The organism is Lactobacillus hominis DSM 23910 = CRBIP 24.179 (genome assembly GCF_000296835.1).
GTDB classification, from domain to species: domain Bacteria; phylum Bacillota; class Bacilli; order Lactobacillales; family Lactobacillaceae; genus Lactobacillus; species Lactobacillus hominis.
In genome coordinates, this window is the sequence record NZ_CAKE01000011.1 from 1 (window position 1) to 21,768 (window position 21,768).

A 21,768-nucleotide genomic window follows, 5' to 3' on the forward strand; every position below is an offset into this window, starting at 1 on the left:
ATGGTTGGAATGCCTTTTTACTAGCTGCTTTTTCACAAGTAGTTACGGCAATTACTATGAACTTTTGCGAAGCCGGCTTTGATCGTAAGTATCAAGTTCGTATTATGAGCAATGATCACTTTGATGAAGTGAAAAAAATGTTAATGAAAAACTACCAATCTTTGACTTTGTACAATGTAGTTGGTGGCTATAGCGATGATCAAAAACAGCAGATCTTAATCGTGGTTGATACGCGCGATTATGGTCCGCTGATTACCCAAATTCATGAAATTGATCCAGATGCCTTCATTATTACTGATACTATCGTTAAAGTACATGGAGGCCAGTGGGGCTTATAGCCAAGTCTTTTGATAAATATCTTCTTTAAAACCGCAAGTTAGTTTATCTTTGTCTACTACTAAAGGCCGTTTAATTAACTTGCCGTCTTTTGATAAAAGATCTGCTGCTTGTTCAATTGTAAGGTTTTCCATCTTGTCTTTAAGATTTTGGGCGCGATAGTGCTGACCTGACGTATTGAAGAAATAACGCAAGCCACGATCTTGATATTTTGTTAACCATTTAATGAAATCTGCCTGAGAGGGTGGATTTTTTATTAGGTCGACAAATTCGTATTTAACATTATGTTCGTCAAGCCATTTTTGCGCCTTATTAGAAGTAGAACAACGTTTATAGCCGTAAAAAGTGATCATTGTGTATTCTCTTTTCTATAAATAATTATATTTTTAGTATAGTAGATTATGTTTATTTTAGAAAAAAATCTTGCTTATTCTGTATGTTGACCAAAAATCATGCAAAAACGGTCAACGTGTAGAACAAAAATAGCACTATTTTGGTCAACGTGTAGAACAAAATGATATTAATAATTAAATTTGCTAATTTTTTGCAAGAATCTCTAGATAAAATATTGATTCTGCGCCTTTTGAGTAGTAAACTGTAAGAGTTGTATTTGTGGCTACCTCACATCTGCAACCGCACGTCTAAGGTAAGAAGTAAGCTAACGTTAGCTTCACCTTTTTACGGCGAGTCTAAGTATTTTTTTCGGAGGTGTACAAATGTACGCAGTTATTAAAACCGGTGGTAAGCAATACAAGGTTGCTAAGGGCGACAGCGTTTTTGTTGAAAAGCTTGAAGTTAAGCCTGGTGAAGAAGTAACCTTTGATGAAGTTATCCTTTTAAACGATGGTAAGTCAACTAAGATTGGTACTCCATTAGTTGAAGGTGCTAAGGTTGTTGCTAAAGTTGAAAAGCAAGGCAAAGAAAAGAAAGTTGTTACTTTCAAATACAAGCCTAAGAAGCACTCACATACTAAGTATGGTCACCGTCAACCTTACACTAAGGTAACTATCGAAAGCATTGAAGCTTAATTGAGGGGTGAAACGAATTATGATGATTAACAATCTTGAAGCACTTAAGTTATTTGCCCACCACAAGGGTGGTGGTTCTACTGCCAATGGTCGTAACTCAGCTGGTCGTCGTTTAGGCGCAAAGCGTGCTGATGGTCAAGCAGTTAACGCAGGTTCAATTATTTACCGTCAACGTGGTACTAAGATCCACCCAGGTAAGAATGTTGGCCGCGGTGGTGACGACACTTTATTCGCATTAGTTGAAGGTGTTGTTAAATTTGAACGCTTGGGTAGAGACCGTAAACAAGTTTCAGTTTACCCAGTTAACGAAGCAAAATAATCTTTTTGCAGACTGGACGTTTAATAGCGTTCAGTCTTTTTTTATCAATTGAGGTGACAAGATGCCTGCAAATCAAGAACTTTTAATGTTGCTTAATAAACGTATCAAAAATGTGACTGATGAAATTAAAGATCAAAATGCCGATGCACTTTTGATCTTTAACCAAGCTAATTATCGCTACTTGACTAATTTCACTGGTGAAGAAGCAGAGCTGATTTTGACTAAAGATGGCGATCGGGTGCTTTTATCTGATTCACGTTTTAAAGATCAGATTCGCCACCAAGCGCCAGGTGAATTAGAAGTTGTCATGCAAACGATGGACAACATTAAAGAAATTAGCCATCAGCTGCAAAAACTTCCTGTTAAAAAGGTGTTAGTTGAAGGCGAGTTTATTAGTGCAAGTCAATTTGATACATTAGTTGAGCAAAATCCAGATATTGAATTTGTTTTATGCAATGAATTAGTTGAAAAAGCACGGACAGTTAAAGACGAATTAGAATTAAAGGCTTTGCAAAAAGCAATTGATATTTCAATGCAGAGTTTTAAAGAAATTCTACCTTTAATTAAGCCGGGCGTAACTGAAAAAGCAATTGGAGCCAAGCTTGATTATTTATTCAAAATTAATGGTGGCGAAGGCCAATCTTTTGAAACGATAATTGCTTCTGGCTATCGTGGTTCTTGGGCACATGGAGTAGCTAGCGATAAGAAAATTAAAGATGGCGAATTGATCGTCATTGACTTTGGTAGCTTTTATAACGGCTATACTGCCGATATCACGCGTACTGTGGCGTTAGGACAGGTTGATTCTGAATTAGAAAAAATCTACCATATTGTCTATGAAGCTCAAAGACGCGGCATTGAAGCTGCCGTTGCTGGCAACACTGGTGCTGATATTGATAAAGCAGCCCGTTCATATATTACTGAGCAAGGTTATGGGGAATTTTTTGGCCATGGTATCGGCCATGGAATTGGATTAGAAATCCATGAACTTTGTACGCCTGCTATGCCATATAGTAAAGAAGTAATGAAAGATAATATGGCAATTACTGTTGAACCAGGTATTTATTTACCTGATAAAGGCGGCGTGCGAATTGAAGACGACATTTTAATTTCTGGTAAAGATCCAATTACAATGTCTAATTTGCCGAAAAAAGAATTATTAGTTTTGTAAATTTAGGCAATTTATCCGTTTATCTTGCGAAATCTAGCTTAAGATTGGTAAGATAGATGTATGTAGAAATGAGGTAATTTATTATGACAATGATCTCCGTTAACGAGTTCAAAAACGGACTTACTATCCAATATAATAATGACTTATGGCGTATTGTTGAATTCCAACACGTAAAGCCAGGTAAAGGTAGTGCTTTCGTACGTTCGAAGCTTAAGAGTTTACGTACTGGTGCAGTTCAAGAATATACTTTCCGTTCTACTGCTAAAGTAGAAACTGCCGATATCCAGACTAAGTCAATGCAATACCTTTACAATGACGGTACTAGCTTTGTATTTATGGATACTAACACTTACGAGCAACTTGAAATTCCAGAAGCTCAAGTAGAAGCAGAATCTAAATACTTAAAAGAAAACATGGTTGTTAACGTAATTATGCACGAAGGTGAAACTTTGGGTGTTGAATTACCTAACACTGTTGATTTAACTGTTGCTCAAACAGAACCAAACATCAAAGGTGATACTTCTTCCGGTGGTGGTAAACCAGCTACTATGGAAACTGGTTTAGTAGTTAACGTTCCATTCTTTATTAATGAAGGTGACGTTTTAACTATTAACACTGCGGACGGTACTTACGTATCCCGTGCAAATAAGTAATTAATTAGAGGTTTTTATTATGGCTGATAATTCAACAATTCTTTTATCAAATAATGATAAAGGTGATGAGACTCGGGTTGATCTAAGTGTTCTTGAAGTCATTTTGGGAATTGCTGCCAGAAAAGTTGATGGTGTTAGCGAAATGCGTGGCTCAATCAAGAATGGTTTAGATTCATTGTTTGGACGCACTAATCGTGGCAAAGGCGTCACTTTAAGCGTTGAAGATAACCAATTAACTGCAGATGTCTATGTTTACTTAGACTACGGCGTAAATGTGCCACAAGTTGCAGTAAAACTTCAAAAACGTTTGGCTTTACAATTAGAGCAAATGACTGATTTAACATTAAAACAAATTAATGTTCACGTTGTCGGCTTGATTTCTGAAGAAGAAAAATCAGCAAAAGATGAAGAACTCTTTTCTAATCAAGAAGATGGCGAGGCGCAGGACTAATGACTCAACATGAAATGAGAACAATAGCCTTGCAGGCTTTATATTTAGCGAATCAAAGTAAGACAACCGATGCTGAGCAAGTTTATGAGCGAGCAAAGAATGCTTTAAATCTAAAATCATTCCCTGATTATTCCAAGACTCTTTTAGAGGGAATTTTGGCTAATAAGGAAAATTTAGATAGTAAACTTACTTCTCACTTAAAGAAAGGCTGGCGTCTTGAAAGACTTGCTTCAATTGATCGCGCTATTTTGGAATTAGGTTTATATGAAATGCAAAATAGTAAAATCATTGAGCCTGTTGCTGCTTTGAACGAAGCTTTGAATTTATGCGATGAATTTTCTTCACCAAAATCAAAAGCTTTCGTTAATGGCGTCTTGGCTAATTTTGTAGATCGAAAATAAGATTAAAGTCGGCTGTGGCCGACTTTTTTTATGAGGTATTATTTTGGCAACAATTCTGGATGGAAAAAAGATAGCTGCTAAGCTAGCTGATAAAGTTAAAGAAAATGTTAAAAGGTTAAATGAGAAAAAAATTTATCCCACTTTATGTGTAATAGAAGTAGGTAATGACCCGGCTAGCAAAATATACTTACGTGTAAAAAAGAACCTAGCTAAAAAAGTAGGTATCAAAGAAAAAACTCTTAATTTTCCCGCAGACATTGAGCAAGCAGAGCTAATTAACACTATCAAACAGTTAAATGATGACGAGCAAGTAAATGCGATTATGGTGCAACTACCGCTACCTGAGCATTTAGACCAGGAAAAAATCATCGAAGCAATTGATCCTAAAAAGGATGCCGATGGTTTTCATCCCTATAATCAAGGCAGACTTTGGCAGGGAAAAACAGATATTGTTCCAGCTACTGTGCGTAGTGTAATGACTTTTTTTGACGAGTATAATATTGACTTAGAAGGCAAGAATGCACTCATTATAGGGCGCAGTATTATAGTTGGAAAACCTTTAGCTAGTCGATTATTAGAAAAAAATGCAACTGTCACGATTGCTCATTCAAAGACACGGAATTTAGCAGATTTAACAAAAAAAGCTGATATTATTGTTTCTGATGTGGGACATGCCCATTTAGTGACTGAAAGTATGATCAAACTAGGTGCTGTTTTAATTGATGTGGGGATGAATCGCGAGCAAGGGAAATTACTTGGCGATGTAGATTATGAAGCTTGTTTACCTAAAGCTAGTGCAATTACCCCTGTTCCTGGAGGCGTTGGCCCATTAACTGTGGCTAGTTTAATGAGGCAGGTTGTAATATTAACGGAGAAACAAAATTATGGCAGATAGCCCAGTTTATTTATCTGTAACAGATTTAAATTATTACATTTCGCAAAAATTTAAAAATGATCCATATTTGCATAAAGTTTTTTTGCAAGGGGAGCTTTCAAATTTTCGCTTTAGAATGAATTCGCACCAGTATTTTTCTTTAAAAGATGAAAAATCTAAGATTAATGTGGTGATGTTTCGCTCATTTTTTGAAAAGCTTAAATTCAAGCCTGAAGAGGGAATGAAAGTCTATGTCTCCGGCTATGTCGGCGTATATGGACCGCAAGGATCCTATCAGTTTTATGCACAAACTATGGAGCCAGCAGGATTAGGTGCACTATATGAGCAGTTGCGCCAATTGCAGGCAAAACTTGCTAAAGAAGGATTATTTGATCAAAGTCATAAAAAGAAACTGCCGCTTTTTCCTGATAAAATTGCCGTAGTGACAAGCGCCTCGGGTGCTGTTATTCATGATATTATGGTCACTGCTAATAGACGTTTCCCGCATGCGGAAATTGATTTATATCCAGCAAAAGTTCAAGGTGACGATGCTAGTGAAACAATTGTTAATGCTTTGCGCCAGATCCAAGCTCAAGGCGATAAATACGACGTCGTGATCATTGGTCGTGGTGGTGGATCTTTAGAAGATCTATGGCCATTTAATGAAGAAGCAGTAGTGCGCCAAATTTATGCTATGACGATGCCTGTGATTTCTTCAGTTGGGCATGAAACGGATACTACTTTAAGTGATTTAGTTGCTGATGCACGTGCTGCGACACCAACAGCAGCTGCTGAATATGCGACGCCGAACTTAGCTGATGTTTTGACTTCAATTAATCAATTGCGCGGAAAATTGTATGCAGCAATGCAGGCGATTATTAGAAATAAGAGCGAGCAATTAGATCGCTTAAAGAACTCAGTGGTTTTACGTGAACCGGCTCGAATTTATGATGAACCACTTCAAAAAGTTGACATGCTTACGCAAAGGCTGTTTCAAGCTCAGCGTAATTTGCTTTCTCAAAAGCGTTCCGAACTTAATTTAATTAAACAGCGTATCATGGGAGCAAGTCCTGATAAGCAATTAAAGCAAATTGAGCAAAAGTTTAATTTCTTAGAGCAAAATATGAATCAAGCAATTAATAATTACTTGAAAACTCAGCGTAATCGCTTTGTAAGTTTAGAGCAAAAATTAGACGATAATAGCCCATTAAAGACAATTAGTCGTGGCTATGTCTATACTTCCAATTCAGATGGTAAGACGATTACGTCTGTTAAGCAATTGCAAGTAGACGAAGAAATTAATTTACAATTTAAAGATGGACAAGTAAGCGCCAAGGTTACAGATATTAGGAGAAAATAAAAATGGCTGAAGAAAAGAATAATTTTGAAAACCAACTAGTAGAATTACAAAATATAGTGACTAAGCTTGAAAGTGGCAATGTTCCATTAGAAGAAGCAATGGAGCAATTTCAAGCAGGAGTAAAATTAAGTCGCGATTTAGAAAAGAAATTAACGCAAGCTGAACAAACTGTAGCAAAGTTAATTGACCAAGATGGAAATGAAAAAGAGCTTGACCCACAAAATGCACAAGCTCCAGAGGATGAATAATGGATTTAAAAGAATTTAGAAGCAAATATACGCCAATTATTGATAATTTTCTAAAAACACATTTAACTGAAGAAATCGAAGATAAAAAATTAGGCGAAATAATGGCTTATTCTGTATTAGCCGGTGGCAAAAGACTGCGTCCTTTGATTTTTCTATCAACTTTAAAGAGTTTAGACATGTCAATTACTGAAAAAGAAATTCGCATTGCCTGCGGTATTGAATTAATTCATACATATTCTCTAATTCACGATGATTTACCTGCAATGGACAACGATGACTATCGCCGTGGTAAATTGACCAGCCACAAAAAATGGGGTGAAGCACAAGCAATTTTAGCTGGCGATGGTTTACTGCCTTTAGGAATTCAATGGATTGCACAAGCTAGTCAAAATGTGAAGTTAGTTGAAATTATTTCTGAAGCTGTTGGTCCTAATGGAATGGTTGGCGGCCAATATTTAGACATTGATGCGACTAATAATGAAAGTGTCAAAGATAATGCTGAATTCATCAAAAAGATGGAATGGCTCAAAACAGGTTGTTTGCTTCAAGCTAGCGTACAAATGGCATATGTTTATGCAAAATGCATCGATGAAGCAAAAATCGCAGCCTTAGACAAGTTTGCCTATACTTTTGGGCGTTCTTATCAAATTTATGATGACTTGGTTGATTTGGTTGAAACAAGCGAGCAGGCGGGAAAGGCAACACACAAAGATGAAGAAGAAGGTAAAAATAATACCTTAACTTTATATGGAGCCAAGCAAAGTCGCAAGCAACTGCAAGATTTAGTCGATCAAGGAAAACAAGCTATTTCGATTTTTGAATTGCCAATATTAGGTGAATTTTTCGATTTGTATCAGAAGGTAATGTGATGGGTAAAAAAAGAGCGGATATTCTTTTATTTGAACAAGGGCTATTTAACTCAAGAACAGGAGCGCAGCGTGCTATTATGGCAGGCTTAGTTAGCGACCATAATCATCAAAGAATCGATAAAGCTGGACAAAAATTCGATGACGATGAGAAATTTTATATTAAAGATGATGGTAAGAAATATGTTTCTCGTGGTGGTTTTAAATTAGAAAAAGCACTTAAAGTCTTTAATATTGATTTGAAAAATAGAGTTTGTTTAGATATTGGCGCTTCAACAGGTGGGTTTACTGATGTTGCCTTACAAAATGGAGCTCAAAAAGTTTATGCCTTAGATGTGGGCTATAATCAGCTTGCTTGGAAATTAAGAGACGATCCACAAGTTATCGTGATGGAAAAACAGAATTTTCGCTACAGCAAGCTAGAAGACTTTACGCAAGGTCGTCCTAATTTTGCCATGACTGATGTATCTTTTATTTCACTCGATTTAATTATGCCGCCAATGTATGATATTTTAGCTGATAAATGCGATGCTGTTTGTTTAATTAAACCACAATTTGAAGCGGGCCCCGAACATGTAGGAAAACACGGCATTGTGCATGATCACGAAGTACATAAGCATGTTATTGAGCATACAATGGATGAAGCCATGAAGATTGGTTTTAATGTCTTAGGCGTTGATTATTCGCCAATTAAGGGTGGTAAAGGTAATATTGAATTTTTGATTCATTTGGGCAAAGATGAGGCAAACGGCTCACAAAATCTTTGGCAAGGAGATGTATCCGCCTTAGTTCAAAGAGCGGTTGATGGCCTTTAGGAGGTAGACGAAATGTTACTTGAACTTGATATTCAAAATTTCGCAATAATTAAATCTCTCAAAGTGCGTTTTCAAGAAAAGATGACGGTCATTATTGGAGAAACTGGTGCTGGTAAATCAATTATTATTGATGCTGTTTCGCTTCTATTAGGTAATCGCGCTCAGCATGAAATGATCAGAACTGGCGAGAAAAAGGCCGTTATTACCGGTTTATTTGAAGTCAATGATCAATATGAGACAGTGAAGAATCTTTGCGAAAAATACGGCTTGCCTTGTGAAGATCAGCAAATTGTAATCTCGCGTGAATTATCGCAAAAAGGTCGCAGCGTAGTGCGTATTAATGGGCAAATTACGACGATCGGCGTTTTAAAAGAAATCGGGCGCTATTTAGTTGATATTCATGGTCAAAACGATCAACAGATTTTGATGGATCCAGATCGTCAGATTGATTTAGTTGATAATTATGCACCAGCAAGCTTTAGAAAAAAGCTCAAGCAGTATCAAGAAGATTTTGTGCAGTGGCAAAAATTAAGCAAAAGATTGCTGCAATTACGCCAAGATGCTCAGGAATTAGCGCAAAAACAAGATATTTTAGAATTTCAACATAATGAGTTAGCTAATGCAGATTTGCAAGATCCTCATGAAGATGAAAAATTAGAAGAAGAGTTCAATGAATTAAGCAATTATCAAAAAATTGCAGATGCTGCTTCTTATTTTATGCAGCTTTATGATGACGATGAACATGGCTTAGCGACTTTATTAGGGGATGCTCAAAATGCTGCCAGCGATTTAGCTGATTATGGTAAAAAATTCCAAAACTTCGCCCAAAGTTTTAATGATGGAGTTTATTCTTTAAATGATGCTCGTAGCGAATTGTCTAACTTAATGGACAGCATGGATTTTGACGAAGAAAGATATCAATTTGTGACAAACCGTTTAGACACCTTAACCAGTCTAAAGAAAAAATATGGTCCTACTTTAGAAGATGTCTTTAAATTTTATGCCAAAGTTGAAAAAGAATTAGGGCAATTTGAAACTGGTGGTTTAGACGAAGAAAAAATCCAAAAGCAAGTTAAGGCTTTAGAAGAAAAGCTATCTAAACAAGCTGAAGAACTCCATCAGCAAAGAGAAAAAGTGGCACATACCTTGGAAACAAAGATTAAACATGAATTGGCCGATCTTTACATGGAAAAAGCACGTTTTGCGATTAATTTTAATACCAGTTCCAACTTTACAAAATTAGGAACTGACTTAGTAACTTTTGTCATCGCACCTAACCCAGGGGAAGCTTTAATGCCACTAGTTAAAATTGTTTCTGGAGGAGAACAGTCGCGTTTAATTTTAGCTTTAAAGGCAATTTTTAGTCGCGTTGAACCAGTAGGAACAATGATTTTTGATGAAATTGATACTGGTGTTTCTGGCCGAGTATCGGCTGCTATTGGTAAAAAGATGCATGCCATTGGTCAAGAAAAACAGGTTATTACGATCACGCACTCGCCCCAAGTGGCAGCTGCTGGCGATCAACGTTATTCAGTAGTTAAACAAGTTAAAGACGGTGCTACATATACTCAAGTAGGTCCGTTAACTCAAGAAGAAGCTGTAACTGCAATTGCCCAGATGATGGCAGGTAGTGACGTAACTGACGCTGCTAAGAAAAATGCAGCTGATTTAATGAATAGCTTTAAAAACGAAGATAAATAAAAAATCGAAGCGTGATGCTTCGATTTTTTATTAGCAATTTTTATCATAAAGTTGCCCACGTTTAGCAGCTTCTGCAATGTCGCTAGCCTTTGCTAATTTAACATTGCCCGTAAGCAAGCCACCGTCGTTACGTAGATGCAAAGTTGTATCTTTGATGTATAAAACTAAATTATCGCCTAAAAAAGCTAAATCATAGTCTGAAGTATAAATTTTCAAGTCAGTATTTGTCTGAATTTCTATTGGATAGCGGGAATCTGTTTGGCGTGTATCTAAAGCAATGATTGAATAATCGGCTCCTAAGCTGCAAGAGCCACCTTCAATAGAGTAATCACCACCACCGCCATCAACTATTAATAAGAGTGGAAATTTACTATAGCCTCTTTTTTCTAATAAATTTAGGGCATCAGCTTCAATTGTCATTTTAACCATAAAATTACTTCCTTTAGCAGTAAAGATAATAACTTAATTTTACAACTAAAAGAAATATTTTGAAATTAATCGACTTCGATGTTAAAAAGATCGCCTAAATCGATAATATGATACATCTTGTGATCATGGCTGCGCAAAATAAAGCGCCCACTACTAGTTCGGCCAACTAATTGACCAATCTCAGTAGTGCCATTTTGATAAGTAATTAAAACAAATTCACGATAAAATAGTGCGTGCTCCAAGATACGGATAATCTTTGCGGGAGATTGAGCGTAAGTTGTTAAAGCGTCTAAATTATAATCAAAGAAGTGGTGGTAAGCGTGCTTTGCGTAAGAATTAATTTTTGCTTGAATAGATTTTGCAAGTTTCATAATAATCCCCTTTATTCGAACTAACGTTTGCAATATGTATTATACGAACGCTTGTTTTAAAAAGCAAGAAAAATTTTTTTGACATAATATTATGCTGAAACTTGCAATAAGACGCGTTTTAATGCAAAATATTCATGTTAAACAATTATCGTTAGGAGCAAAAATGGTAAGACAAGGTTTATTATTAGTTCTTTCTGGCCCTTCTGGTGTGGGTAAAGGAACTGTAAAAAGTGCAATGGTTAAACAAAGAGCGTTTTCTTTTGAATATTCGGTATCAATGACTACTCGAAAGCCACGTCCGGGTGAAGAAGATGGTAAAGACTACTATTTTGTTTCAGAAGAACGTTTCCAAGAAGCTATTAAGAATAATGAACTTTTAGAATATAATGAATATGTAGGACATCATTATGGCACGCCTCTTGGTCCAGTTAAGCGGATGCTTAGTGAGGGTAAGGACGTATTATTAGAAATTGATGTCAATGGAGCCAAGCAAGTTAGAAAATTAGTGCCAGATGGCGTCTTTATTTTCTTAACTCCACCAGATTTACATGAATTAAAGCATCGAATTGTAAATCGTGGTACAGATTCAGACCAAGTGATTGCCATGCGTATGAAACAAGCTCGTAAAGAAATTTTAATGATGGAGGACTATGATTATGCTGTAGTTAACGATACTGTTGCTAATGCAGTAGATCATATCAAGTCAATCGTTGAAGCTGAGCACGTACGCGTTCCAAGAGTAATTGACGAATATAGGAATATGGTTAAGGAGGACTAATAAGATGAGAATTACATATCCATCAATTGATAAATTATTAGCTCGTGTTGATTCACGTTATTCACTTTCAGTTTTGGCTGCAAAAAGAGCCCATGAATTGCAAGCTGGAGATCCGGAAGCTTTATTAAAATACAAGTCCTCAAAAGCTGTTGGACGAGCATTAGAAGAAATTGCAGCTGGTCGAGTAACAATTGATCCAGAGCATCATGCAAGTCTAGATTAAATATTTTTATTTTGACCCTTCATTGTTTTGTGGCAATGAGGGTTTTTTGATAGGTGATGAAATGATCGCACAAGTAATTGTCGATGTTGCTGCTAAACAGACCGATCGCATTTTTGAATATCATATCCCGCAGGCTTTAGATGATGTAGAAGTTGGCAGTCGCGTGGTGGTGCCTTTTGGTCGCAGAAAAGTTCAAGGCTTTGTTGTCGGACTAAGTGAAAAAAGTTCATTTAAAGGTAAATTAAAAGATCTACTCTTAGTAATTGATGAAATGCCGCCTTTGACCCCAGAATTAGTCGAATTATCAAAGACTTTATCTGACCAAATCTTTGCTTACCGAATTACGCTCTTGCAAACAATGCTTCCTAGGGTAATGCGGGCTAATTATCGCAAAATTTTGACTCCAATTGACGAAAAAGTGAAAAATTTGCCGCTTTTTCAAGGCGAGCCTGTTGATTTAAATAGTGTCTCTGATCTTGACAAAATAGTTTTAATTAAAAAATTACTTAAGCAAAATCAGGCAAAAATTGAATATCTTGTTGAAAATAAGGCTAAGAAAAAAGTTGAAGCCCAGTATAATTTGACGCAAAAATTAGCCTTTTATCAAGAAATAGTAAAAAAAGTTCCAACTAATGCTAAAAAACAAGTCGCGCTGTTAAATGATATTATCGAAAATTTTGATCAATATCCTAAAAAAAGTACCGATTTAAAAAAGCTTGAATTATCGACTAGCGTGTTAAAGACCGCTACGCAAAAAGGCTGGTTAGAAAAACAAGAAGTAGAAACTTATCGTGACCCTTTAAAAGATTTTGAACCAGAAAAAAATGCCAGGAAAATTACTTTGAATGAAGATCAGCAACATGCTTTAGATAAAATAGCTGGTTCAATTAAAAATAAGCAAGCCAAAACTTATTTGCTTGAAGGAATCACGGGTTCTGGTAAGACTGAAGTTTACTTACATGCGATTCAAGAAACTTTAAACGATGGACGCAATGCCTTGATGCTAGTGCCAGAAATTTCCTTAACTCCACAAATGGTGCGCCAAGTTAAGCAACGCTTTGGCTCAAGCGTAGCTGTGCTTCATAGTGCATTGTCTGAAGGTGAGCGTTATGATGAATGGCGCCGCATCAGAAGAGGGCAGGCGCGAGTAGTAGTTGGTGCGCGCAGTGCAATTTTTGCACCATTAAAAAATATTGGCTTAGTTGTGATTGATGAAGAGCACGAATCTTCTTATAAACAAGAAGATACACCGCGTTATCATGCACGCAACGTGGCTTTATGGCGCAGTAAATTTCATAATTGTCCTTTAGTGTTGGGGAGTGCAACGCCATCGCTTTCAAGTCGTGCACGCGCGCAAAAGGGCGTTTATGAATTGCTATTTTTAAAGCATCGTGCAAATAAAAAATCACTGCCAGAAGTTGAAATTGTTGATTTAAAAAAGATTCAATTTGCCGGTGGTCAGTTTGATTTATCAGTTAATTTAGTTGAAGCTATTCAAGAAAAAATCGCACGTCACGAGCAAGTTATTTTGATGCTTAATCGGCGTGGCTTTGCTGCATTTATGCTGTGTCGAGCTTGCGGATTTGTTTTGAAATGTCCGAATTGCGATATTTCTTTGACATATCATAAAGATACTAAAGATATGCAATGTCATTATTGTGGTCATAAAGAGCCAATTCCAAAACGCTGTCCTAATTGTCAAAGCCAAGAAATTCGTTTTTTAGGAACGGGAACGCAAAAAATTCAAGAAGAATTAAATGAATTAATTCCTCAAGCTAAAATCTTACGTATGGATGTTGATACAACCCGTCGTAAGGGAAGCTACAAACGAATTTTAGATAGTTTCGGCAACCATGAAGCTGATATTTTGTTAGGGACGCAAATGATTGCTAAGGGACTGGATTTTCCAAACGTTACGCTAGTAGGTGTAATTAATGCTGATACTGGCTTGCAGATGCCGGATTATAATGCTGCAGAAAAGACATTTGATTTGTTGACACAAGTTTCAGGTCGTGCAGGTCGTGCTCAAAAAACAGGTCATGTCATGATTCAAACTTATAATCCTGAGCATTATGCAATTGAATTGGCTAAGACGCAGAACTATGAGGCCTTTTATCGCAAAGAAATGCAAGTGCGACATGAAGGAAATTATCCGCCGTTCTTTTTTACGACTTTAATTTCAGTTGCTAGCAAAAATGAACAAACAGCAGCTAAATTTGCATTTGCAGTAAAACGCCAGTTAATGGCGAAGTTACATGCACCGACGATTATTTTAGGACCAACGCCAAGCAGTATTGCCAAAATCAAAAATCAATATTTTTATCAAATACTGGTAAAATATAAACATGAGCCGAATTTGAATCCCATACTTCATCAGCTGCAAGATAAAGCGCAAGAAGTGCAAAAGACAGGATTAAATGTCTATATTGATAATGAACCAGAAAGAATTATTTAGAAGGAAGTTGAAATAATGACATCAGTAATATTTTTAGGAACTCCTAACTTTGGTAGTGTCGTTTTAGAAGGCTTAGTTAAAGATAGCTACGATGTAAAAGCAGTTGTTACTCAACCAGATAAAAAAGTTGGTCGTAAGCAAGTTGTTCATGCTTCAGAAGTTAAGCAAATGGCACAAAAATATGATCTACCAGTTTACCAACCAGCAAAATTATCCGGTTCAAAAGAACTCGATGAATTGATGGAAATTAAGCCAGATTTCATTGTGACTGCTGCTTATGGTCAATTTTTACCAAGTAAATTTTTAGCATCTGCTAAAATCGCTCCGGTTAACGTTCACGGCTCGCTTCTTCCTAAATATCGCGGTGGCGCTCCAATTCAATACTCTTTATTAAATGGCGATAGCGAAACTGGAATTACAATCATGGAAATGGTTAAAAAGATGGATGCTGGCGATATTTTTGCCCAAAAGGCATTAAAGATTGAACCGGAAGATAATAGTGGCACTCTTTTTGAAAAATTGAGTATCTTAGGTCGTGATTTGCTTTTAGAAACTTTACCTAAGTTTTTGGATAATACTGTCACTAGAACTAGTCAAGATCCAGACCAAGTTGTCTTTTCACCAAATATTTCTAAAGACCAAGAACAAATTAAATTAACTATGACTGCTAGCCAAGCTAATAACTTAATTCGCGCCCTAAATCCAGATCCAGGTGCTTACTTAATGCTTGATGGTAAACGCTTCAAGGTCTGGAAAGCTCGCGTAGCTGATGAAAAGACAGATTTGCCAGCAGGCAGCTTAGTTTCAAACAAGAAGCGTTTTGCAATTAGTTTTGCGGATAACAGCGTTTTAGATTTATTGGAAGTTCAACCAATGGGTAGAAAGAGAATGGATATTAAATCTTACGTTAATGGTCAAGGCAGTCACTTTAAAGTTGGGGAAAAAATAATTGATGACTAGTGCACGTAGCGTTGCTTTACAGACTTTAATCAAGGTCTTAAACAATAATTCTTATTCAAATATTGTTTTAAATAATGCTTTGGAAAAAAGCAACTTGAGTCATACAGATAAGGCTTTAGCGACCAAAATCGTTTACGGAACAATTCAATATAAGATTTATCTTGAATATCAGTTAAAGCCCTTAATTAAAACTAGGCTCAAAGATAAATTTATTAAGCCATTATTATTGATGTCGGCTTATCAATATTTTTTCTTGGAAAAAGTACCAACGAATGCAATCTTTGATGAAGCTAACAAATTAGCTAAGAGTTTTGGTAAGAAAAATTCTGGAAGCTATCGTTTAGTTAATGGAATTTTGCGATCACTTGATCGACGCGGTGAAATTTTGCCCCAAAAACAAGATGAAATTAAATATTTGAGCGTAAAATATTCTTATCCTGAATGGTTAGTTAAATATTTAATTGAGCAATTCGGTTCAAAAACTGGTCCAGAGATTTTAGAATCGGGCAACAAGGCGATCCCTGTAAGTATCCGCATCACTGCCAACGGTCAATTGCAAGAAGTCGAGCAAGCTTTAACTAAAGAAAAGTTCGAATATCGACTAACACCTTTAACTGACCACAATTTATTTGTTCATCCAGGCCAAGTGGTTAAGACAGATTTATTTAAAGAGGGCAAAATTACTATTCAAGATAGTGCAGCTTCACTTGCGGTTGACGCATTTGACTTTAATGGCGATGAAAAGGTATTAGATGCTTGTGCTGCACCTGGTGGAAAAACTGTTCAAATCGCGGAGCATTTGATAACGGGTACAGTGACTGCTTTAGACATTCACGAAAATAAGCTTAGTTTAATTAAAAACGCAGCTAAGCGTTTAAAAGTTAGTGAAAAAGTAAAAACTAAAGCTTGCGATGCACGATTAGCTAAGGATTATTTTTCACAAAAGCAATTTGATAAAATATTAGTGGATGCGCCATGCTCAGGTCTAGGCTTAATTCGCAGAAAACCTGAGATTCGCTATGAAAAATCACTTGCTGACATTGAACATTTGAGTAAAATTCAATTAGACATCTTAAATTCGGTTGCACCGCTACTTGTAGAAAATGGCGAGTTAGTATATTCTACTTGTACAATTACCAAACAAGAAGATGAAGATGTAGTAGAGAATTTCTTGCAAATGCATCCAGACTTTGAATTAACTACTATTCAAGTAGGTAATTTAGATAAGCAAAAAATGGTAAAAATCTTGCCAAACCAGTATGATAGTGATGGATTTTTCATTGCTAAATTTATAAAACGAGGTTAATTAATTTTGATTAAAACTGCTTTTGCTTCTAGCATTGGAAGAGTAAGAGAAACAAATCAAGACTTTGTAAAAGTTTTTAAAAATCAAAACGAGATAATTATGGGAATTGTCTGCGATGGGATGGGTGGACATCAAGGTGGCGACGTTGCTTCAACTATGGCAGTCAGCCACTTGGGGCACAATTTTGAACATACAGATTTTACAGATCCAAAATTAGCTCAAAAATGGTTAACAGTTCAATTACGCCTAGAAAATGAAACTATTTTGAATACTGCTGATAAATTTGCTGATCTTAACGGTATGGGAACGACGATTGTTTTAGCGATTGCTTTTGCAGAAAAGATTTTGATCGCTCACTTAGGAGATTCACGAGCATATTTATATGGCAATGATGATTTTAAGCAAATCACCCAAGACCATTCTTTAGTTAACGAATTAGTTAAAATGGGACAAATTACTAAACAGCAAGCCCGTAACCATCCACAAAAAAATATTATTACTGAGACTTTGGGTGTTTCTAGTACAGTTAATCCAGAATTCGATACTTTGGAAGTTCATGCAGGGGATGTTTATTTACTTTGCACGGATGGATTAACTAATTCTTTGACTGATCCGCAAATTCAACAAATTTTAGCTACAAAGAATCTGACTTTAAAAGAAAGATGCAATAAATTAATTAACGAAGCAAATCGTCTCGGTGGAGGCGACAATATAACTGTTTGTTTGATTGCCTATACACAAAAGGAGGATGACAAATAGTGTTTGATAAGGGCTACCTTTTAGGCGGTCGTTATAAGATCATTTCACTTTTAGGTGAAGGTGGAATGGCTAATGTTTATTTAGCCGAAGACATTATTTTGAAGAGAAAAGTCGCAGTCAAAGTATTGCGTCTTGACTTGCAAAAAGATCCGCAAACAATTCAACGTTTTCAACGTGAAGCTTTGTCTATCAGTGAATTGAGTCATCCTCATATTGTGTCAATTTTTGATGTTGGCAGCGATCATAATCGTCATTACTTGGTTATGGAATATGTTGATGGACCTGACCTAGAAGAATATATTCAAAAAAACAAACCGCTTTCTTTAAAAACTGTAATTAATATTATGGATCAAATTCTTGATGCTATGGCATTAGCGCATAAGCATAATGTAATTCACCGAGATTTGAAACCACAAAATATTTTGCTTGATAAAAAAGGTAACGTGAAGATTGTAGACTTTGGTATTGCAGTAGCGTTAAATCAAAGTACGATGACGCAAACTAACACAGCCATGGGGTCAGTTCACTATATGTCGCCTGAACAAGCACGCGGCAGTTTGGCAACTAAGCAGTCTGATATTTATTCTTTAGGAATAATCTTATATGAAATGCTGATGGGCCAAGTGCCATTTGGTGGCGAAAATGCCGTGGCAGTTGCTTTGAAGCATTTCCAAGAAAAAACGCCATCCTTGCGCGATAAAAATCCTGATATTCCGCAAGCACTGGAAAATGTAGTCTTTAAAGCTACTGCTAAAGATCCACGAGATCGTTATAAGTCAGTTTTAGAGATGAAACGAGATTTAGATTCTTGTTTAGATCCAAATCGTCAAAATGAACCAGTATTTAAGCCAGAACATAACTTAGATCAAGATGCGACAATTGTTTTGCCAGATATGAATGGCTCCGTAACTAATACTCAAGAAGTTGAGCAAACTAAGCAGCCTGATAAAAAGAAAACACTGTGGGACAATATCAAAACGCACAAGTGGTGGTGGATTGGAGCAGGGATTGCTTTTGTCGGTATCATGTTGATTTTAGGCTTTGCCTTAGGCAGAAAAGATGATGTCAATGTGCCGAATGTGGCTAATTTAACTGAAAGCCAAGCAAAAGATTCAATCCTAGCTTCTGGTTTAAAGATTGGCAAAGTAACGCGTAAGAATTCATCTACAGTAAAAAAAGGCTATTTAATTTTTAGTTCGCCATCAGCAGGTTCGACAGTTAAAAATGGTGATAAGATCAATTTAATTGTTTCTAAAGGGCCAAAAATGGTGAGTGTGCCTGATGTAAGTGGTATGCGTTATAGCAGTGCTAGAAACAAACTTGAAAAATTAGGCTTTTCTGTTGAAAGAAACGATACTTATTCAACAGATATTCCGAAAAATGATGTCATTACTCAAGACGTCGACCCAGGGCAGAAACTTGATCCAAATAAGACAACTATTACTTTGACAGTTTCTAAAGGTGCTAGAAATAGCAAGCCACGTCAAATTAAATTGCGCGATTTAACTGGTTACTCAATTAAAGGTGCCCAGGATTATGCGCATGATAATGGACTTAATTTAAGAATTACTGAACAAGAAGACAGTGCTCAAAAAGATACGGTTATTAAACAAGATCCAGCACCAGGTTCCATGGTTGATCGTGGTTCAACGCTGCATTTGATTGTTTCAAAAGGTAATTCTAACGATGATGAAAAATCCAATTCAAATTCATCATCTGAAGACAATTCTGTAACCAAGAGCTTTACTATTCCATATCAAGCAAATAATTCTGACGGTAATCGTCAAGGCAACCATATTCAGATTTATATTGCAGATGATAAGCATTCAATCGGAAATGTTTACCGTGACCAATATATTACCAGCAACCAAACATATACCATTCCGTTTGAGTTGAGTAATGGTAATGGACATATTAAAATTGTGAGAGATGGTAATACAATTTTAGATGAGGATATTAATAAATAATGCTTGAAAAAATCGAAGGAACAATTATTAGTGTAATTTCAGGTTATTATGATGTAAAAACTAACAAAGGCGTCATTCGCTCTAGAGCGCGTGGCGTTTTTCGTAATCGTAAACAAAAACCGCTAGTTGGAGATCGAGCAGTTGTGCAATTAGACGACCAAGGTATGAATTATTTAGTTGAAATTTTACCCCGTAAAAATGAAGTAGGTCGTCCAGCCGTAGCGAATGTCGATCAAGTTTTACTCGTAATCTCAGCAGTTGAACCTGATTTTTCTTTAGAATTATTAGATCGCTACTTAACTTTTTTTGCTTGGAAAAATGTTGGCGTCACTATTTATTTATCAAAAAGCGACATTATTGCAGGGACTGAAGAGTTAAAAGAGATCAAGGAAAAACTAGTTTATTATGAAAAAATTGGCTATCGGGTCTTTTTTGATAGCGATACGCTAGAAAAAGAATTGCCTGATTTAATCCAAGAAAATGCTATTTGGACATTAGCTGGTCAATCAGGTGCTGGTAAGTCAACACTGCTTAATAAGTTAGAAAAAGACGCAAACCAGGTAACTGGTAAGATTTCGCAAGCTTTAAATCGTGGTAAGCATACGACGCGCCAAGTGCAGTTGTTTACGTATGGCAAAGGCTTTATTGCCGATACACCGGGATTTTCAGCAGTTGATTTATATAAAATTAAAGTTGACGATCTTGGACAATACTTTTACGAATTTAAGAAAAATAGCGTCAACTGTAAATTTAGACGTTGCCAGCATATCAAAGAGCCAGGCTGTGAAATTAAAAAGATGGTTGAAGATAAAGAAATTTTGCCTAGTCGTTATGAAGATTATTTAAAGATTAGACAAGAAATTTTAGATAATAAGATGCCAGAGTATATGAAGTAGGGGAATAAAATGATTGCACCATCAATTTTAAATGCAAATAATATGAATTTGGGCCAAGATATCAAACAAGCTATTGAAAATGGCATCGAAAGATTTCATATCGATATTATGGATGGACATTTTGTGCCAAATCTTTCTTATGGACCTGAATTAGTAAAAGACTTCAAAGTTGCCTATCCGCTTACTGAGGCCGAAATTCATTTGATGAGCAATAATTTAGAAACTACTTTGCCTTTATTTGTTAAAGCAGGCGCAGACTTAATTGAACTTCATCTTGAAGCAACCGATAAAGTTGAGTACTGGCTGGATTATTTGCATGAGAGCAAGATCCGTGCTGGCATTGCGATTAATCCTGATACTCCGGTCCAAGAAATTAAGCCTTATATGAATAAAATTGATCAATTATTAATTATGACGGTTAAGCCAGGTTTTGGCGGTCAAAAGTTTCATTCTGAATCGCCAGATAAAATCAAACAAGCTAAAGAATTAATTGCACAATCAGGTAAAAATATTCCCATTGAAGTTGATGGCGGAATTGATAATAAGACTGCGCCATTATCTAAAAATGCTGGCGCTGAGATTTTTGTTTCAGGATCTTATATTTTCAAGAAAGGTTCAATCGCTCATCAAATTGCAGAATTAAATGAGGCTTTAAGATGAAAGCAGTGGCTTTATTAGGTGGTCCTAAAGAAAATTGGCCTGATAATTTGAAAGATATTTTACAAAAAGCTCAACAAAAAGGAGCCATGATTGCAGCTAGTGATCGTGGCTCATTATATTTGCATGAAATGGGCGTCCACTGCGATTTGGCAGTAGGAGATTTTGACTCTTTAAAGGCTAATGAGTTAAACATTGTCGAAAATAGCGTCATCGATATTCGATATTCGCATCCAATTAAAGATTTTACCGATTCTGAGCAATTATTTTGGACTTTGTTAAATGAGTACCGGGTTGAAGAATTAAGAGTTTATGGTGCAACAGGCGGCAGGATAGATCATTTTTTAGTTAATTTGTTTACTTTTTTACATGAGCCGCTTGCTCAATTTAAAGAAAAAGTTAGGTTAATTGATCAACAAAATGAAATTGTTTTTTTAAATCCCCCAAAGAATATTATTCAAGCTAAAAAAGAATATAAATATTTCGGCGTTGGTTCTTTAGGACTGATTAAAGATTTGCAGATAAAAAATGCTCGCTATGATTTGGCAGACTACAGCAGTAATAACGCGATTATGTTTTCTTCAAATGAATTTTTGGAAGACCAAGACATTGAGATAAAATTTAATGCAGGCAGCGGTATATTTATTTATAGCAAAGACAAAGTGCGCTTTGACAATATTTAAAAGCGCAAAAAAAGCAGGACACCTTGAAAATAAGATGTCCTGCTTTTTTTATATCTTCTTC

General features: G+C 36.1%; 26 protein-coding genes and 1 other annotated feature. Of the genes, 23 read left to right on the top strand and 3 right to left on the bottom strand.

Annotated features, from left to right (window positions below; all coding sequences use genetic code 11):
• Positions 1–338: DUF2179 domain-containing protein (locus BN55_RS05120; protein ID WP_040469334.1), on the top strand; the 338-nt coding region annotated here is incomplete at its 5' end.
• On the opposite strand, the gene BN55_RS05125 is transcribed toward BN55_RS05120, so the two are convergent.
• The gene (locus BN55_RS05125) at positions 333–689 is read right to left on the bottom strand and encodes an arsenate reductase family protein (protein WP_008470848.1); all 357 of its coding nucleotides are present in this window, start codon (positions 687–689) and stop codon (positions 333–335) included. The two genes, BN55_RS05120 and BN55_RS05125, sit on opposite strands and share 6 nt — an antisense overlap.
• Before the next feature lie 268 nt (positions 690–957).
• Positions 958–1,037, top strand: a sequence feature (ribosomal protein L21 leader region).
• 15 nt (positions 1,038–1,052) lie between these two features.
• Here BN55_RS05125 and rplU point away from each other — a divergent pair.
• The 12 genes from rplU (at position 1,053) to recN (ending at position 10,223) form a co-directional block, all read left to right on the top strand.
• Positions 1,053–1,364: a 50S ribosomal protein L21 gene (gene rplU, locus BN55_RS05130; RefSeq protein WP_008470850.1), complete on the top strand. Its 312-nt coding sequence runs from the start codon at positions 1,053–1,055 to the stop codon at positions 1,362–1,364.
• Between the two features lie 19 nt (positions 1,365–1,383).
• Positions 1,384–1,683: a 50S ribosomal protein L27 gene (gene rpmA, locus BN55_RS05135; RefSeq protein ID WP_008470851.1), complete on the top strand. Its 300-nt coding sequence runs from the start codon at positions 1,384–1,386 to the stop codon at positions 1,681–1,683.
• Between the two features lie 61 nt (positions 1,684–1,744).
• A complete protein-coding gene (locus tag BN55_RS05140) occupies positions 1,745–2,854 on the top strand; it encodes an aminopeptidase P family protein (protein ID WP_008470852.1) in 1,110 nt (369 codons plus the stop codon).
• An 83-nt stretch (positions 2,855–2,937) separates the two neighbouring features.
• On the top strand, positions 2,938–3,507 hold the full coding sequence (gene efp, locus BN55_RS05145; RefSeq protein ID WP_008470853.1) for an elongation factor P: 570 nt from the start codon (positions 2,938–2,940) through the stop codon (positions 3,505–3,507).
• Between the two features lie 19 nt (positions 3,508–3,526).
• Positions 3,527–3,958, top strand: coding sequence for an Asp23/Gls24 family envelope stress response protein (locus tag BN55_RS05150; RefSeq protein WP_008470854.1), 432 nt, complete (start codon positions 3,527–3,529; stop codon positions 3,956–3,958).
• Entirely contained in the window at positions 3,958–4,359 is a 402-nt protein-coding gene (nusB, locus tag BN55_RS05155; RefSeq protein ID WP_008470855.1) for a transcription antitermination factor NusB, read from the top strand. Before BN55_RS05150 ends, nusB begins: the two co-directional genes overlap by 1 nt.
• Before the next feature lie 43 nt (positions 4,360–4,402).
• Positions 4,403–5,254 (top strand): bifunctional methylenetetrahydrofolate dehydrogenase/methenyltetrahydrofolate cyclohydrolase, encoded by an 852-nt coding sequence (locus tag BN55_RS05160; protein ID WP_008470857.1) that lies wholly within the window; start codon positions 4,403–4,405, stop codon positions 5,252–5,254.
• Positions 5,244–6,593, top strand: a complete 1,350-nt coding sequence (gene xseA / locus BN55_RS05165) for an exodeoxyribonuclease VII large subunit (RefSeq protein WP_008470859.1) — start codon at positions 5,244–5,246, stop codon at positions 6,591–6,593. Before BN55_RS05160 ends, xseA begins: the two co-directional genes overlap by 11 nt.
• A 2-nt stretch (positions 6,594–6,595) precedes the next feature.
• On the top strand, positions 6,596–6,841 hold the full coding sequence (locus tag BN55_RS05170) for an exodeoxyribonuclease VII small subunit (RefSeq protein WP_008470860.1): 246 nt from the start codon (positions 6,596–6,598) through the stop codon (positions 6,839–6,841).
• Complete coding sequence (locus BN55_RS05175) at positions 6,841–7,710, top strand: polyprenyl synthetase family protein (RefSeq protein WP_008470861.1); 870 nt, start codon at positions 6,841–6,843, stop codon at positions 7,708–7,710. The genes BN55_RS05170 and BN55_RS05175 overlap by 1 nt, the downstream gene beginning before the upstream one ends.
• On the top strand, positions 7,710–8,522 hold the full coding sequence (locus tag BN55_RS05180; RefSeq protein ID WP_008470862.1) for a TlyA family RNA methyltransferase: 813 nt from the start codon (positions 7,710–7,712) through the stop codon (positions 8,520–8,522). The genes BN55_RS05175 and BN55_RS05180 overlap by 1 nt, the downstream gene beginning before the upstream one ends.
• Before the next feature lie 12 nt (positions 8,523–8,534).
• On the top strand, positions 8,535–10,223 hold the full coding sequence (recN, locus tag BN55_RS05185) for a DNA repair protein RecN (protein ID WP_008470863.1): 1,689 nt from the start codon (positions 8,535–8,537) through the stop codon (positions 10,221–10,223).
• Between the two features lie 30 nt (positions 10,224–10,253).
• On the opposite strand, the gene BN55_RS05190 is transcribed toward recN, so the two are convergent.
• Together BN55_RS05190 and BN55_RS05195 are read right to left on the bottom strand one after the other, a co-directional pair.
• Positions 10,254–10,652 (bottom strand): iron-sulfur cluster biosynthesis family protein, encoded by a 399-nt coding sequence (locus BN55_RS05190; protein ID WP_008470864.1) that lies wholly within the window; start codon positions 10,650–10,652, stop codon positions 10,254–10,256.
• A 65-nt stretch (positions 10,653–10,717) separates the two neighbouring features.
• On the bottom strand, positions 10,718–11,023 hold the full coding sequence (locus BN55_RS05195; protein WP_008470866.1) for a hypothetical protein: 306 nt from the start codon (positions 11,021–11,023) through the stop codon (positions 10,718–10,720).
• A 163-nt stretch (positions 11,024–11,186) separates the two neighbouring features.
• Here BN55_RS05195 and gmk point away from each other — a divergent pair, with 163 nt between their 5' ends.
• From gmk to BN55_RS05245, 10 genes are all read left to right on the top strand, one after another.
• Positions 11,187–11,801, top strand: coding sequence for a guanylate kinase (gmk, locus tag BN55_RS05200; RefSeq protein ID WP_008470867.1), 615 nt, complete (start codon positions 11,187–11,189; stop codon positions 11,799–11,801).
• A gap of 4 nt (positions 11,802–11,805) precedes the next feature.
• A complete protein-coding gene (gene rpoZ / locus BN55_RS05205) occupies positions 11,806–12,024 on the top strand; it encodes a DNA-directed RNA polymerase subunit omega (RefSeq protein ID WP_040469337.1) in 219 nt (72 codons plus the stop codon).
• Positions 12,025–12,085: 61 nt separating this feature from the next.
• Positions 12,086–14,479: a primosomal protein N' gene (gene priA / locus BN55_RS05210; protein WP_008470869.1), complete on the top strand. Its 2,394-nt coding sequence runs from the start codon at positions 12,086–12,088 to the stop codon at positions 14,477–14,479.
• Positions 14,480–14,494: 15 nt separating this feature from the next.
• Complete coding sequence (fmt, locus tag BN55_RS05215) at positions 14,495–15,439, top strand: methionyl-tRNA formyltransferase (protein WP_008470870.1); 945 nt, start codon at positions 14,495–14,497, stop codon at positions 15,437–15,439.
• Positions 15,432–16,745, top strand: a complete 1,314-nt coding sequence (rsmB, locus tag BN55_RS05220) for a 16S rRNA (cytosine(967)-C(5))-methyltransferase RsmB (RefSeq protein WP_040469339.1) — start codon at positions 15,432–15,434, stop codon at positions 16,743–16,745. The genes fmt and rsmB overlap by 8 nt, the downstream gene beginning before the upstream one ends.
• A 6-nt stretch (positions 16,746–16,751) precedes the next feature.
• Positions 16,752–17,504 (top strand): Stp1/IreP family PP2C-type Ser/Thr phosphatase, encoded by a 753-nt coding sequence (locus tag BN55_RS05225; protein WP_040469341.1) that lies wholly within the window; start codon positions 16,752–16,754, stop codon positions 17,502–17,504.
• Entirely contained in the window at positions 17,504–19,471 is a 1,968-nt protein-coding gene (gene pknB, locus BN55_RS05230) for a Stk1 family PASTA domain-containing Ser/Thr kinase (RefSeq protein WP_008470873.1), read from the top strand. The genes BN55_RS05225 and pknB overlap by 1 nt, the downstream gene beginning before the upstream one ends.
• Complete coding sequence (rsgA, locus tag BN55_RS05235; RefSeq protein WP_008470874.1) at positions 19,471–20,367, top strand: ribosome small subunit-dependent GTPase A; 897 nt, start codon at positions 19,471–19,473, stop codon at positions 20,365–20,367. The genes pknB and rsgA overlap by 1 nt, the downstream gene beginning before the upstream one ends.
• A gap of 9 nt (positions 20,368–20,376) precedes the next feature.
• The gene (gene rpe / locus BN55_RS05240; RefSeq protein ID WP_008470875.1) at positions 20,377–21,027 is read left to right on the top strand and encodes a ribulose-phosphate 3-epimerase; all 651 of its coding nucleotides are present in this window, start codon (positions 20,377–20,379) and stop codon (positions 21,025–21,027) included.
• A complete protein-coding gene (locus tag BN55_RS05245) occupies positions 21,024–21,707 on the top strand; it encodes a thiamine diphosphokinase (RefSeq protein ID WP_008470878.1) in 684 nt (227 codons plus the stop codon). Before rpe ends, BN55_RS05245 begins: the two co-directional genes overlap by 4 nt.
• Positions 21,708–21,768 lie beyond the last annotated feature (61 nt).